The following is a 12,636-nucleotide window of genomic DNA, read 5'->3' as shown; positions in this document are numbered from 1 at the left end:
GTTCGTGGTCACTTAGTCTGATGGGGTGGGTCAGGGGACATTGCTTCAAAGAATCAGCCAACTGGTCGTCGTCGGCGCGATCGCCGGCCTCCTCGTCGCCGCACTCGCCCTCCCGGCGGTCGGCGGCATGGGGATCACCGCCCGCAACGTCGCCAGCGGCTTCCTGGACATGCCCAGCCAACTGGAGACTCCTCCACCTCCTCAGCGGTCGACCATCTACGACCGCGAGGGCGGTGTGATCGCGGAGATCTTCGACCAGAACCGTGAACTCGTCGACATCGACGACGTCTCGCCCGTGATGGTCGACGCCATCCTCGCGATGGAGGACTCCCGCTTCTACGAGCACGGCGGCCTGGACGTGTCCGGCACGCTGCGCGCCGCCCTGCGCACCCTCGGCGGCAACACCGAGGGCGCCTCCTCCATCACCCAGCAGTACGTGAAGAATGTGCAGATCGAGGCCGCCACCTCGCAGGAGGAGCTGGAGGAGGCCCGCGAGGAGACCATCGCCCGCAAGATCCGGGAGCTGCGCTACGCCGTGGCCCTGGAACAGCGGATGTCCAAGGACGAGATCCTCGAGGGCTACCTCAACATCGCCTACTTCAGCGACGGCGCCTACGGCGTCGAGTCCGCCGCGCAGCACTTCTTCCAGGTGCCCGCGAGCGAGCTGGAGCTGCACCAGGCCGCGACCATCGCCGGTCTGGTCCGCTACCCGTACCTGTACAACCCGCGCTTCTTCCCCGAGCAGACCACCGAGCGGCGCAACGTCGTGCTCGACCGCATGGTCGCCACCGGGGCCATCACCGAGGCGGAGGCCGACGAGGCCAAGGCCGAGGACATGGAACTCGACCTCGACACGCCGCCCAACGGCTGCGTCCCCAGCGACCAGCCCTTCTTCTGCGACTACGTGGTGCAGGAGATCGAGCAGGACGAGCGGTTCGGCCCCAACGAGACGGAGCGGGCCCGCTGGCTGCGCACCGCTGGTCTGGAGATCCACACGACCCTGGACCCGCAGGTCCAGGAGTCCGGCCAAAAGGCCGTGGACAAGTGGGTTCCGCGTGAGAACGACTCCCGCAAGGTGGCCGCCCAGGCGGTCGTCGAGCCCGGCACCGGCCACATCCTCGGCATGATGCAGAGCCGCAACTACGGTCCCGACGAGAGCAAGCTCGGCGAGACCTCCATCAACTTCACCACCGACGCGGACCGGGGCGGCAGCAGCGGCTTCCAGGCCGGGTCGACGTTCAAGGCGATCACCCTGGCCGCCGCCCTGGAACAGGGTCTGCCGTTCGGCACCTCGTTCAACTCACCGAGCTCCACCACGGTGAACGGACAGACCTCCTGCAACGGGGGACGGCTGGCGTCGTGGTCGCTCAGCAACGCGGGTGACAGCAACGCGGGCACGCACAACATGATCTCCGGCACGAAGGCCTCGTCCAACACCTACTTCGCCCAGCTCCAGGCCCGCGCGGGTCTGTGCAACACCATGGAGATGGCCGAGAAGATCGGGCTGAAGCGCGCCGACGGCACGCTGTTCACGGAGAACGAGAACTCGCTCGCCAACAGCAGCTTCACGCTGGGCAGCGAGGAGGTCTCCCCGCTTCGGGTGTCCAACGCCTACGCGACCTTCGCCTCCGGTGGCGTCTACTGCGAGCCGCAGGCCATCACCCGGATCGAGGACCGCCAGGCGGGCACCACGATCGAGATCGAGCCCGAGTGCGAGCGCGTGATGGACGAGGACGTCGCCGACGGCACCAGCTACCTGCTGTCGCAGACCTTCAACGGCGGCACCGCCGCCAGCCTCGGCATCGGCCGTCCGGCGGCGGGCAAGACGGGAACCACCGACGGTTCCGCGGCGGCGTGGTTCGCCGGGTTCACCCCGCAGATGGCCAGCAGTGTGTTCGTCGGCGACCCGCGCGGCCCCCAGCAGCACCCGCTGCGCAACGTGCGGATTGGTGACCGGTACTTCGGCACCGTGTACGGGGCGACCATCCCCGGCCCGATCTGGCAGGAGACCATGCGCGGCGCCCACGAGGGCCTGGAGACCCAGCAGCTGGCGTCCGCACCCGGCAAGTTCGGCTCCACCTCCGAGCCCGCGCCTCCGAAGAAGGAGGACGACGACGCGGACGAGGAGGCCAGCCCGGCCAGCCACGACGGGGGCGTCCCCAACGTCATCGGTCTGAGCGAGACCGACGCCGTGGCCGCCCTGGAGGCCGCCGGCTACTCGGCGAACGTGTCCGGCACCCGGGTGCGCTCCGCCGAGCCCGAGGGCACGGTGGCCGTGGTCAACCCCGACCCGGGTCGGCCGCTCCCCGAGGGCGCGACCGTCAACGTGTTCCTGAGCAGCGGTGGCGGCCGGGCCAACGCCGAGGACAGCCCGGGCCGCGGCGACTGGTACCCGGTGACCCCGGCGTCCCGCGGCGGCCGGGAACACTGACCCGCGGGCGACCGAACGACGGGAGGGGCGGCGGTGACCGGGTCACCGCCGCCCCTCCCGCGTTCACCCAGTCCGGGGACCGCTCAGGCGAGCTGGCGCTTGACCTCGGCGGCCACGCGCGAACCCTCGGCGCGCCCGGCGATCTGGGGGTTGACCACCTTCATCACCTGGCCCATCTCCTTCATGCCGGAGGCACCGGTCTCGGCGACCGCGGCCGCGACCAGCTGGGAGAGCTCCTCGTCCGTGAACGGCTTGGGGAGGTAGTCCGCCAGCACCTCGCTCTCGGCCCGCTCGTTGGCGGCGGCGTCGGGGCGGTCGCCCTTGTCGAAGGCCTCGGCGGCCTCACGGCGCTTCTTGGCCTCGCGGATGAGGAGCTTGGTGACCTCGTCGTCGTCGAGCACGCGCTGGGAGGAGCCGGCGGACTCCTCGGTCGCGATGGTGGTGAGCACCATGCGCAGGGTGGCGGTGCGGACCTTGTCCTTCGCCTTCATGGCGGTGGTCAGGTCGGTCTTGAGACGGGCTTTGAGTTCGGACATGGCCCGATCCTACGGCCGCCCCGGCCGGACCGACCAACGGTTTGCGCGCGGGACACCCGGGATCTGGGACGATCGGTACACGACGAAGGAGGGCCGGATGGGCGCCGACAACAGACCACTCCTGCGCCGGATCGGGCGCGCGGCAGCGATCACCGGGGCGGTCGGTGTGGCCGGGCTGGGATACGCATCGGTCATCGAACGCAACTGGTTCCGGTTGCGCAGGTACGAGCTGCCGCTCCTGCCGCCCGGCAGCCCACGCCTGCGGGTGCTGCACCTGTCGGACGCGCACCTGACGCCCGGACGGCGGATGCTCATCGACTGGATCAGGGGCCTGGAGGCCTACGAGCCCGACCTGGTCGTCAACACCGGCGACTCGCTGGCCCACCCGGACGCGGTGGGGCCGTTCATCGACGCCCTGGGGCCGCTTCTGGACCGGCCCGGGGCGTTCGTGTACGGGTCCAACGACCTGTTCTCCCCCCAGCTGAAGAACCCGGCACGGTACCTGTGGCGGACCAGCAAGACCGACTACCGCAAGCGCCGGGTGCCGGACCTGCCGTGGCGTGAGCTGGGCGCGTCCATGTCGGCGTCCGGCTGGCTGGACCTGAACAACCACAAGGGTTCCCTGAAGGCCAACGGGCTCGACGTGGCCCTGGCGGGTGTGCACGACTCCCACATCAAACTGGACCGCTACGAGGACGTCGCCGGGCCGGCCGACCCGCTGGCCGACGTCCGGCTGGGCGTGCTGCACTCGCCCGAGCCCGCCAACCTGGACCGCTTCGAGGCCGACGGTTACCAGCTGCTGCTCGCCGGGCACACGCACGGCGGCCAGCTGTGCCTGCCGTTCTACGGGACGCTGGTCACCAACTGCGGCATCGACCGCCGACGCGCGTGGGGCCTGAACGAGTACGGCGACGCGTGGCTGCACGTGTCCGGCGGCCTGGGGACGTCCCCGTACGCCCCGGTCCGGTTCTGCTGCCGCCCGGAGGCCTCCCTCCTGGACCTGGTCGCACGCGCCTGACCGGCGGACGCACCTCCGCCGAAACGGATGTGCCAAGCACTCCCCGAGTCCGCTAGACTTGGGGACGTTGCTTCGGGGTGTAGCGCAGCTTGGCAGCGCGCTTCGTTCGGGACGAAGAGGTCGTGGGTTCAAATCCCGCCACCCCGACAAGCGACTAGGGAGCGTTCTCCCTGGTCAAAGGTGGTCACCTAGTAGATAGTCGCTACTGGGTGGCCACTCTTTTTTGTCCCGCATGCACTGTTGTGCACTGTCGCGCCGCGGTTGCCATGCGTGGACGGTCCAGTCGGCCGCTCGTCGGCGCGCCCAAGCTGCTCGGATCTTGTCGTGGTTGTCCGGGGCGAGGTGTGCGTACCGAAGCGTCGTCGCGAAGTCCCCGTGACCGAGCAGCCGCTGAATCTCGGTCAGCTCGCCCCCCTGCACGAGCCGGGACATCGGTGCGAGGCTGCGGCAGCAGGTACGTCGGACCGAGGTCGTAGATCAGAGGGGCCGTCGACCTGATGGCCCCGCCCTGGGTTCACACCCCGGGACGGGGGTGATTCGTCGTGTGTCATCCTCCGTCCGACTGCGGAGCCCCGAGGTCGGTCACTGGGGTATCCGAGCGCAGCACCCGGACCGGTTCCCTTCGCGCATACGCGGCGATGGCCAGGGAGAGTTTCGGCTCTCCTGCGGGATGCCGGTAGGTGTGAAGGAAGTCGAGGAAGGCCCGGCCGACGCGCGCCCGGCCTTCGAGGAGCGAGAGGTTGGCTCTTCCGTGTCGGGCTTCGAGTTCTCGGGCGGTAAGGGCGTCGGGCTTCTCGACGAGTCCGACCACGTGGTCTCGGTCGCAGACCAGGACGCCACGATGTGCTGCTTCGACTCGGGTGTAGGGGCGCGCGAACACCGCTGTCTCGGCGCCGAGTTCGCGCAGGGACGCCACGGGACGCGCACCGGGGTACAGGTTGTCGGAGTACAGCACGTACAGGTGCTCGGGCGAGTTCATCAGGTGGTCGTCGGCGTTGAGCACGGACGTGATGTCGCTGTAGGGGCCGCTCTGGGGGATCAGGTCAATGGTCGTATCAGGCCACCGTGGCGGCGCTGGGACATTGGAGGCGAGCCGGTAGTAGGTGTCGGGCATGGTCAGGACGCGGCTCGCCCAGGCCGCGAATGCGGCGTAGTAGGGATGGTGCACCAAGACGGCCCGCACGTTCCCCAGAGCCGCGACTTCCTCCAGCAGCAACACAATTCCTGGGCGACCGCTCACCGGAAAGTATTCTTTCGGAAGGTAGCGGGACCAATCGGCCCGGCGCGTACCCAGCCCTCCGGCTGCGATCACCGCATAGTTCAATCTCCCCTTGACTGATTCCATTGGTACTCCTCGTTCGCTAGGGTGCCGGTATGGATACACGCGTGACGGGCCTCCTAGTGGAGGATGGGCAAGTTCTGTTACTTGACCAGGACACGGACGGGCCTCGACGGTGGAGCCTGCCCGGTGGACGGGTCGAGGAAGGGGAAGCGCTCGGCGACGCCCTGGTGCGTGAGATGCGTGAAGAAACGGGTATCGAAGTTGAAGTCGGACGACTTCTCTACGTGTGCGACCACATCGTTCCGAATAAGGATCTTCATGTCATTCATATGACTTTCGAGGTACGCAAATTGGGTGGGTCCCTCGGCGAAATCGCCGTCGGTTTGGATACCCGCCCGATTCGCGGTGTGGAGTTCGTGAAAAACGCCGACCTCCCCCAGCGGGGTTTCAGCGAGACCTTCGCCCGCCTGGTCGAAGACGGGTTCCCGGGCGCCGGCTCGTACATGGGGCCGAAGTCGGCGATCGGACTATGACAAGAGCGTGATGGCCTCCCGGTCGAGCTCGGCAGGGAGGCGCCCGCGGTCGCCGAGAGCGGCGACCCAGCGGTTCAGACGGTCGGCGATCTCCCGGGGTGGGCACCCGTGGCGGCGCGCGGCATCGCGAACCAGGCGTACGCCGACACCACGGGATGCGCCGAGCAGAGTCCGGGATCGTCGCCGCACCACCTCGACGCGCGAGCCCGGGGTGTTCCACGCGGCACCGTGCAGGTACCGCGTCACCGGCGCCCAATCCGGTTCGTCGTCCGGGCCGTCGCCGCACCAGGACTGCACGTTGCCGACCCGGTGATGCACAGCGTCCGCGGTTACTCCGGGTTCGGTGACGGGGGTCACGTCGCCGACGCGGTAGTCGGCGTTGCTGGCTTCGGTGTCGATGGTGAGCCAGTCGAGCTCATCGGCGGTCGGGAGCCGCGCGCCTTCCAGTAGGGCGTAGGCCGCTGCGCCGAGCCAGGTCACCCAGTAAGCGGGGTGGTGTTCGTATCCCGGGCTCACGATCCAGCCGTCGTGGCTGGGGTGAAGGCGTCCACCTCGTTCATGTGGCATGGGGACCGCCAGCAGATTGACCCCGTCGCGAGTGGTGGAGAAGCCAGCGTCGACGAGCTCGTTCAAGAACTCGACCATCTCGGCGTTGGAGACCAGAACGTTCCGCCAACGGGGCGTTTCGGCGCTCGAGTGAACGTAGGCCGGGGTCGGGGCGGATGGCTCTCTCTGGGTGGTCGGCGGGCGCGGTGTGGGCGTGTCGCTCGTGATCACGGTTGCCTGCCTGTAGGCGTTCGCCCCGCCCAACCACGACCGGACCGTCTTCGCCGCTTCCGGCACCGTGATGTCGCGAACCAGGCTCAGGCACCGTGCCGTCTCGGTCACCACCAGATCAGCGGAACCAGGCCGGAGCCGAGCAACCAGCTCGCTCTTGCTCGTGGTGGTGGCGAAGGTGTCGTCGACGGCGACGGGACCGTGACTTGGTCCGGGCGTGGATCGTACGTCGACGTCCGGAAGCGTCTCGGCCAACGGGCTCATAGCGGATCGCCGGTCGAGAACCGCCGCCTCGTAGGACACGTGAGCGTACTCACGCCCGCTGAGAGCCTCGGCCAGTAGAGCCGCGTTCAAGACGATCAGGCGGGTAAGCGCGACCGGCGGGTACGGGTCGTCGTCAGGCACAAGCTCGGACCACCGAAACCGTTCGTCGTCCTGGGTCATGGCCACGATCCGTCGGTAGATCGTGCTGTAGCCCCAGCGCCCCCACAGTCCTCCGCGCGTGAAAGAACTCGCTACCCCAAGAGGGGAGCGCGAAAGAACGACTACGGGCGCGTCCGGGAACATGTCGAGGAAGGGCGCCGCGGTGAAGTAGAGGTTCGTCTCTTTGAGGATGTGGCGTCCGCCGTGGTACTTGCTCCGGCGGAACACCTCGACCCAGTAGGTAGCCAGTGGCGACCGGGCGGCGCCGGGCGGGGCACTGGTCAACGGCGCCAAGGGGTGGTCACGGCCGAGCTGTTGGCGAAGGGGTTCGTTGTGCTGGGTCGTGGCGTGCCGCATGGAGTCGAGGACCCAGTTCGAGCCGACCCTTTCGGAGGTGCCCAGCACGAGTATCGGGGGTAGCGCAGCTTCGGTGTCCATGTCGTCTTTCTCCTAACGGGGTAGAGATCCGAAAGCTGGTGAAGTGGTGGGGTGGGGTCCCCCGAGGTCTCCCTCGGGGGACCGTGACCGACGGGTGTTGATCGCCGGGCGGATGTCGCCCCGCTCCCCTACTCGGGCGACATTGGTTCCCCGCGTCCCCAGGACGTCAACACCGGAAGCGCGGGGAATTGGGGCGGTGGTGCCCGCTACGTCGTGCGGGCACCACCTCGGCCGACGGTGGTCTCGTCGTCGGCCGCCTGGTTCCTACGGCGCGGACCACAGGACTCCGACAGTCGAAGCGCGGTCATCTTCGCGCCGCCTGGGCGAGGTAGGGACGCACAAGCTCGGGGGGCGGGATTTGCTCGATGACGCGGATACGTGCGCGGAGTTCCTCGGCCGTGTAGCCGTTCACGGTCGACAGCCTCGACCGATCAGTCGCGCCGAAGCAGAGTCCGCGCGCGCTGGGCATGGCGTAGACACGCCACTCGGGAAACTCGCGTGCGAGCAGCTCGGTCGGGCTGTGGTACGTCCGCCGAGCCTGCCGCGGGAGGGCTTCCGGACGACGGTCCTCGGTTCGGGGTCGGTGCCGTCCGCGTGCGGGAACCAGGATCGCGAGCACGAGCTCGATGGTCATCCGAGGAAGTTCACGCCGCCCCCTTGGGCTCCGGGACGACTTCGACATCGCCCGGACCGACATGCACGAGCAGTGTCGGAGTCACCGCGACCGTGATCTCGTGATGACTCGCCAAGGGCTTCGCCTTGCAGAAGCCGACGACGCGGCCGTTCCCCTCGAAGGCGTCTCGGGTTGCTCGAACGTACGCACCGAGCGGTACGTCTCGGTTCAGCTCACGCCACTTCGTTGTCAGCCGCACCCGGTCGAGCTGGGTGGCCAAGACATCGAGCTCGTCACCGGTCAGGTCCCGACCGTCTTCGGCATAGACGTAGTGCTCGGTCACGAGCACTTCGCGCTCGCCTTCCAGTGCGAAGAGCCGCACTCAAATCACCGCCAAGACGTAGCCGCGTACACGTCCGGACCTTCGACGCTGGGTGTCGTTCACAGTCGACTGGCATGTCCTGGGTTGCGGGGTAAGGTCACTCATGTCAGCGCTCCGTTGCAGCGTTGGCCGTGCCCCGGGAGCCCTCCTACAAGCTCGCCGGGGCTTGTTGTTCGACCGTTCCACGCCGAAGACGGGTCGCGCGGCGTCTGAAAAGGCGTCGTTCCGGCGACATTGAGGGCGTCATTTGGGTGTCTTTCCCGCGCCAACGCGCCTATCATCACGGCATGGCAAGACCTAACACCGCACTGAAGGCTGCTCGAATGAGTCGGCTCATGAGCCAAGATGATCTGGCTCGGGCTCTACGTGAAGCAGGAGTCGATGGGGCTTCCAAGAGGCTTGTCCAACGCTGGGAAGCTGGCTCCGTCGTAAGCCCTCGCCCCGTCTACGCTCGTGCCCTAGAGGGCGTCTTAGGCGTTCCCATCGAATCCCTCGGCTTCGCGCTGACGGCACTGGGAGCAGGCGCCGTCGGTCATGACAGAGGACAGGACAAGGACATGGCCTCTCCCCATGGCTCGCCAAACGAGTCCGCGCAGGTAGATAAGCATGGCAACTACTCCGGGATCTGGCTTTCCCGGTACGACTACGTCAGCAACGGCCGAGGCTCCACATACACCGGAAAGCACTACGTCGTACTGTTCCAACACGCCGACCGACTCACGATTCACAGTGTTCCCGGATCTTCCGACTCACCCCTGACTATGGATCTCACGATTGACGGAGCCGTCTGCACAGGTACATGGACAGAACAGACAGCAGAAGAGGGGTACTACCGGGGGGCGCGCTACCACGGCGCGATCCAGCTTCTGATCGAACCGACTGGACGCCGTATGTCCGGGAAGTGGGTCGGCTTCGGCAAGGACTTCGACGTCAACACCGGACCGTGGGAGCTGGTCTTTCAGGACGCCTCAACCACGAAGGCCACGGTCGACCAGTACCAACGACCCCCGAGCTGACTTCTGACTTTGAAGACCTACTCCGCCTGGGTACCAGACGTCACTTCGCGCCCCGCGAAGAGGTCAGCAGGCGCCCGTCGAGCGTGCACTGTTGTGCACTACGGGCCGTCTACTCCGCGCGACATAGCAGGTCAACGGGTTACACCCCGAAACAGAGAACCCCAGGTCAGATAGGGTGCACCATGTCTGACCTGGGGTTCTGTATACATTCGGGACGAAGAGGTCGTGGGTTCAAATCCCGCCACCCCGACAGAGCACGAAGGCCGGTCCCACGGGACCGGCCTTCGTCGTGTCCGGGGCGGCCCCTCAGGCGGTGCCGAGGTAGGCGAGGACGCCCGCGACGGCGGCGCGCGTGCCGGTGGCCAGGGTCGACTCCATGTCCGGGGCGAAGTACGGCGAGTGGTTGACCGGGGCCTCCTCCCCCGGGGCGGGGTCGAACCCGCCGAACATCCAAAAGACCGAGGGAACCCCGATGGCGTCGGCGAGGTGGCCGAAGTCCTCACTGCCCATCACCGGTTCGGCCACGGAGACGTTCTCCGTGCCGAGCTCCGTGCGCAGCGCCGACTCCACGCGCGCCGCCTGGTCCGGGTCGTTGTGGCAGCGGGGGAACGAGTAGACCCTCTCCACCAACGGTTCCGGGGCGCCTGAGACGGCGGCCTCCCCGGAGACGATCCGGTGGACGGCGGAGAGCACCCGCTCCCGGACCTCGGGGTCGAACGCACGGATGTTCAGGGTGAACTCCGCCCGGTCCGGGATGATGTTCTCCTTGAGGCCCGCGTGGAAGGTCCCGGACGTGACCACGGCCGGGGAGCGGGGGTCGAGTTCGCGGGAGACGATCGTCTGAAGCCGCGTGATCATGTGCGCGCCGAGCACGATCGGGTCGATCGAGGACTGCGGTCGCGAACCGTGGGACTGCTTGCCGTAGACCGTCACCCGCAGCGCGTCCGCCATGGCCATCGCGACGCCGTGGGAGAGGGCGACCGTCCCGGTCGGGAGCGGCATGACGTGCTGGCCCAGGACGACCTCGGGGCGCGGGGCGCGCTCCCACAGCCCGTCGTCGACCATCGCCCGCGCCCCCGCCGCCACTTCTTCGCCGGGCTGGAACACCAGCACGAGCGTCCCCGACCAGACGTCGGTGCGGGAGACCAGCGCGCGGGCCGCCGACAGCAGGGACGTGACGTGGGTGTCGTGCCCGCAACCGTGCATGACCGGCACCGTGGTGCCGTCGTCCAGCTCACCGGTGGCGGTGCTCGCGTACTCCAGCCCGGTGTCCTCGGCTATGGGCAGACCGTCCGTGTCGGCGCGGAAGGCCACGACGGGCCCGTCACCGTTGCGGACCACGCCGACCACCCCGGTGCCGCCGCAGCGGAAGTTCTCGACTCCCAGGTCGTCCAGTTCCGCCGCGACGAAATCGGCGGTGGCGTGCTCCCGCATCGAGAGTTCCGGGTGGGCGTGGAGGTGCCGGTAGATCCGGTGGGCGCGCCCGGTGTCGAGGCCGGACAAGACGGAGACGGACGCGGTCTCGGTGGAACGGTTCATACGGTGGCCTTCCTTCGGGAACCCTGCCAGTGGGGTCCTTTCCCGAAGGAACCGGACGAACCCGCGCGGGCCCGGGTCGGGGGCGGCCGCCCCGGGCCCGCGGGGCTCACTCCAGGTGGGACAGGGCCTGTTCGGCGATCCCGATGAGGATGTCCTCCCCGACGGTGAAGTCGACCCCGTTGCCGCCCTCGTCCCCGATCTCCCGGAAGTTGACCTCGACCAGACCGTCCCCCTGCCGGATGAGCACCCTGGCCTGGCTCACCGGCGGTTCGGAGCCCCGGGTGAAGTGCGCGACCAGCGCCTCGTCCCCGAGGTCGAGCTCACGCGATTCCAGGACCTCCAGGGAGCTGTACGAGGAGATGTCCCCGTCGAGGAACTCGCTCCTCTCACGGTCGAAATCCCGCTCCGCCTTCGGCAGGTCCTCCTCGTCGTCCAGCTCGGACGAGCTCTCCTCGTACTCGGGGAAGTAGAAGGAGACTCCGAGGTACCCCTGGTCCCCGCTCGCGAACTCGACGTCCCACCCGCAGGCCGCGTACGCCTCGGAGAACGCGGCCTGCGGCAGTGCCGCACTGAGCGAACGGAGGTCGGAGCCGCCGGGGACGGAGCACGGGTCGATGGCTGGCCGGTCGGTCTCGGGACCGGCCATGGCGGTGCTCGACGAGGAGGTCACCGCCCAGTAGCCCCCGGCCGCCAGGCCGTAGGCCGCCAGTGTCACGGCAGCGGTGATCGCGATGGTGCGTCCGGTCCCCCTTCTGCGGGGGGCCGGTGTCGGGGCCGGGCCCGGGGCGGGGGGCGGTCCCGTGGGCGGCTGGCCGGGCGGCGGGGCCTGGAACGCCCCGGGCACGGGACCGCCGGGCCCGGGGGGTGGGGGGAACGACTGCTGTGGATGGCCGTCGTGCACGGCTGTTCTCCTGGTTCTGCGCGACGCCCGCGCGACGGTGGGAAGGGGGGTTACCCGAAGATGTCGGCGGCCACGTCGGAGAGGACCTCCTCGGCGGTGTTCAGGTCCATGTCCTCTTCGGGGGAGGTCAGCAGGAAGTTGACCGTGCTCACCAGGCGTCCGTCGCGTACGACGAGTGTGGCCGCCTGGTGCTGCGACCCGCCGCTTCCGTCGGGGAAGTGCGCGAGGACCAGCGTGCTCTCGTTTCCGAAGTTCAGCGGTCGGTCCCACGTGTCGGACGGGTCGGTCTCCTCGTAGAACGGATGCTTGACGGCCCGGTCGACGGCGGCGGCGAAGAGTTCGTCGCTGTCGGCGGGTACGCCCTCGTTCTCGGTGTCCCGTTCCTCGGCCAGCGCGGCGTCTCCTCCGGAGAGGGGCACGGAGCGGTTGAGGGAGAGGTACACGTTCTCCTCCCCGCCCAGGGAGACCCTCCAGGTGCAGCCGTTGGAGTACGTGCTGACGCTCCAGCTGCTCACCTCGCCGTCCATCCCCGAGAGGCTCTGGTCGGTGACGGTCGCGCAGGGGTCACCGGAGGGCAGGCCGGTCGCGGAACCGATCCTCGCGGAGGAACCGGTCGCGGAGGTGGCCACCCAGGTCAGGGAGCCGGCGACGACCAGGGTGACGGCGGCGGTGAGGGCCACCGTGAGTGCGGTCCGGGGACGCCGATCGGGGGCCGGGTTCTGGCCCGGGGGGACCGGCGGGCCGGGC

General features: G+C 68.6%; 12 protein-coding genes and 1 tRNA gene. 5 read left to right on the top strand and 8 right to left on the bottom strand.

Features of this window, described 5'->3' with window-relative positions; translation table 11 throughout:
* Positions 1-40: 40 nt before the first annotated feature.
* Complete coding sequence (locus ACFYL4_RS14335; RefSeq protein WP_357766142.1) at positions 41-2,431, top strand: penicillin-binding protein; 2,391 nt, start codon at positions 41-43, stop codon at positions 2,429-2,431.
* A gap of 83 nt (positions 2,432-2,514) precedes the next feature.
* Here the strand turns inward: ACFYL4_RS14335 and ACFYL4_RS14330 are convergent, their stop codons facing one another.
* Positions 2,515-2,967 carry a GatB/YqeY domain-containing protein gene (locus ACFYL4_RS14330; RefSeq protein WP_357770038.1) on the bottom strand — a complete coding sequence of 151 codons (453 nt, stop codon included), beginning with the start codon at positions 2,965-2,967 and terminating at the stop codon, positions 2,515-2,517.
* 97 nt (positions 2,968-3,064) lie between these two features.
* Here ACFYL4_RS14330 and ACFYL4_RS14325 point away from each other — a divergent pair, with 97 nt between their 5' ends.
* Together ACFYL4_RS14325 and ACFYL4_RS14320 are read left to right on the top strand one after the other, a co-directional pair.
* Positions 3,065-3,985: a metallophosphoesterase gene (locus tag ACFYL4_RS14325; RefSeq protein ID WP_387518664.1), complete on the top strand. Its 921-nt coding sequence runs from the start codon at positions 3,065-3,067 to the stop codon at positions 3,983-3,985.
* A 73-nt stretch (positions 3,986-4,058) separates the two neighbouring features.
* Positions 4,059-4,132: transfer RNA gene (locus ACFYL4_RS14320), tRNA-Pro, on the top strand.
* A 400-nt stretch (positions 4,133-4,532) separates the two neighbouring features.
* Here the strand turns inward: ACFYL4_RS14320 and ACFYL4_RS14315 are convergent.
* Positions 4,533-5,330, bottom strand: coding sequence for a sugar phosphate nucleotidyltransferase (locus tag ACFYL4_RS14315; protein WP_387518663.1), 798 nt, complete (start codon positions 5,328-5,330; stop codon positions 4,533-4,535).
* Positions 5,331-5,359: 29 nt separating this feature from the next.
* Between ACFYL4_RS14315 and ACFYL4_RS14310 the strand changes: the two genes are divergently transcribed.
* The gene (locus tag ACFYL4_RS14310) at positions 5,360-5,800 is read left to right on the top strand and encodes an NUDIX domain-containing protein (protein WP_387518661.1); all 441 of its coding nucleotides are present in this window, start codon (positions 5,360-5,362) and stop codon (positions 5,798-5,800) included.
* Here the strand turns inward: ACFYL4_RS14310 and ACFYL4_RS14305 are convergent.
* The 3 genes from ACFYL4_RS14305 to ACFYL4_RS14295 form a co-directional block, all read right to left on the bottom strand.
* On the bottom strand, positions 5,795-7,438 hold the full coding sequence (locus ACFYL4_RS14305) for a hypothetical protein (protein ID WP_387518660.1): 1,644 nt from the start codon (positions 7,436-7,438) through the stop codon (positions 5,795-5,797). The genes ACFYL4_RS14310 and ACFYL4_RS14305 overlap by 6 nt on opposite strands.
* A gap of 304 nt (positions 7,439-7,742) precedes the next feature.
* On the bottom strand, positions 7,743-8,072 hold the full coding sequence (locus ACFYL4_RS14300) for a hypothetical protein (RefSeq protein ID WP_387518659.1): 330 nt from the start codon (positions 8,070-8,072) through the stop codon (positions 7,743-7,745).
* Between the two features lie 10 nt (positions 8,073-8,082).
* Positions 8,083-8,433 carry a hypothetical protein gene (locus tag ACFYL4_RS14295; RefSeq protein WP_387518658.1) on the bottom strand — a complete coding sequence of 117 codons (351 nt, stop codon included), beginning with the start codon at positions 8,431-8,433 and terminating at the stop codon, positions 8,083-8,085.
* A gap of 287 nt (positions 8,434-8,720) precedes the next feature.
* On the opposite strand from ACFYL4_RS14295, the gene ACFYL4_RS14290 reads away from it, so the two are divergent.
* Positions 8,721-9,449 (top strand): multiprotein-bridging factor 1 family protein, encoded by a 729-nt coding sequence (locus ACFYL4_RS14290; protein ID WP_387518657.1) that lies wholly within the window; start codon positions 8,721-8,723, stop codon positions 9,447-9,449.
* 306 nt (positions 9,450-9,755) lie between these two features.
* On the opposite strand, the gene ACFYL4_RS14285 is transcribed toward ACFYL4_RS14290, so the two are convergent.
* The 3 genes from ACFYL4_RS14285 to ACFYL4_RS14275 form a co-directional block, all read right to left on the bottom strand.
* Positions 9,756-10,988: an amidohydrolase gene (locus ACFYL4_RS14285; protein WP_387518656.1), complete on the bottom strand. Its 1,233-nt coding sequence runs from the start codon at positions 10,986-10,988 to the stop codon at positions 9,756-9,758.
* Between the two features lie 106 nt (positions 10,989-11,094).
* Positions 11,095-11,703: a hypothetical protein gene (locus ACFYL4_RS14280; RefSeq protein WP_387518655.1), complete on the bottom strand. Its 609-nt coding sequence runs from the start codon at positions 11,701-11,703 to the stop codon at positions 11,095-11,097.
* 236 nt (positions 11,704-11,939) lie between these two features.
* Positions 11,940-12,569 (bottom strand): hypothetical protein, encoded by a 630-nt coding sequence (locus ACFYL4_RS14275; RefSeq protein WP_357770044.1) that lies wholly within the window; start codon positions 12,567-12,569, stop codon positions 11,940-11,942.
* Positions 12,570-12,636: the final 67 nt, after the last annotated feature.

The sequence above is a fragment of the Nocardiopsis sp. NPDC006938 genome (genome assembly GCF_042869555.1).
GTDB lineage: Bacteria > Actinomycetota > Actinomycetes > Streptosporangiales > Streptosporangiaceae > Nocardiopsis.
The sequence above is the reverse complement of the archived record's forward strand: the minus strand, read 5'-3'. Positions and strand labels throughout refer to the sequence as shown.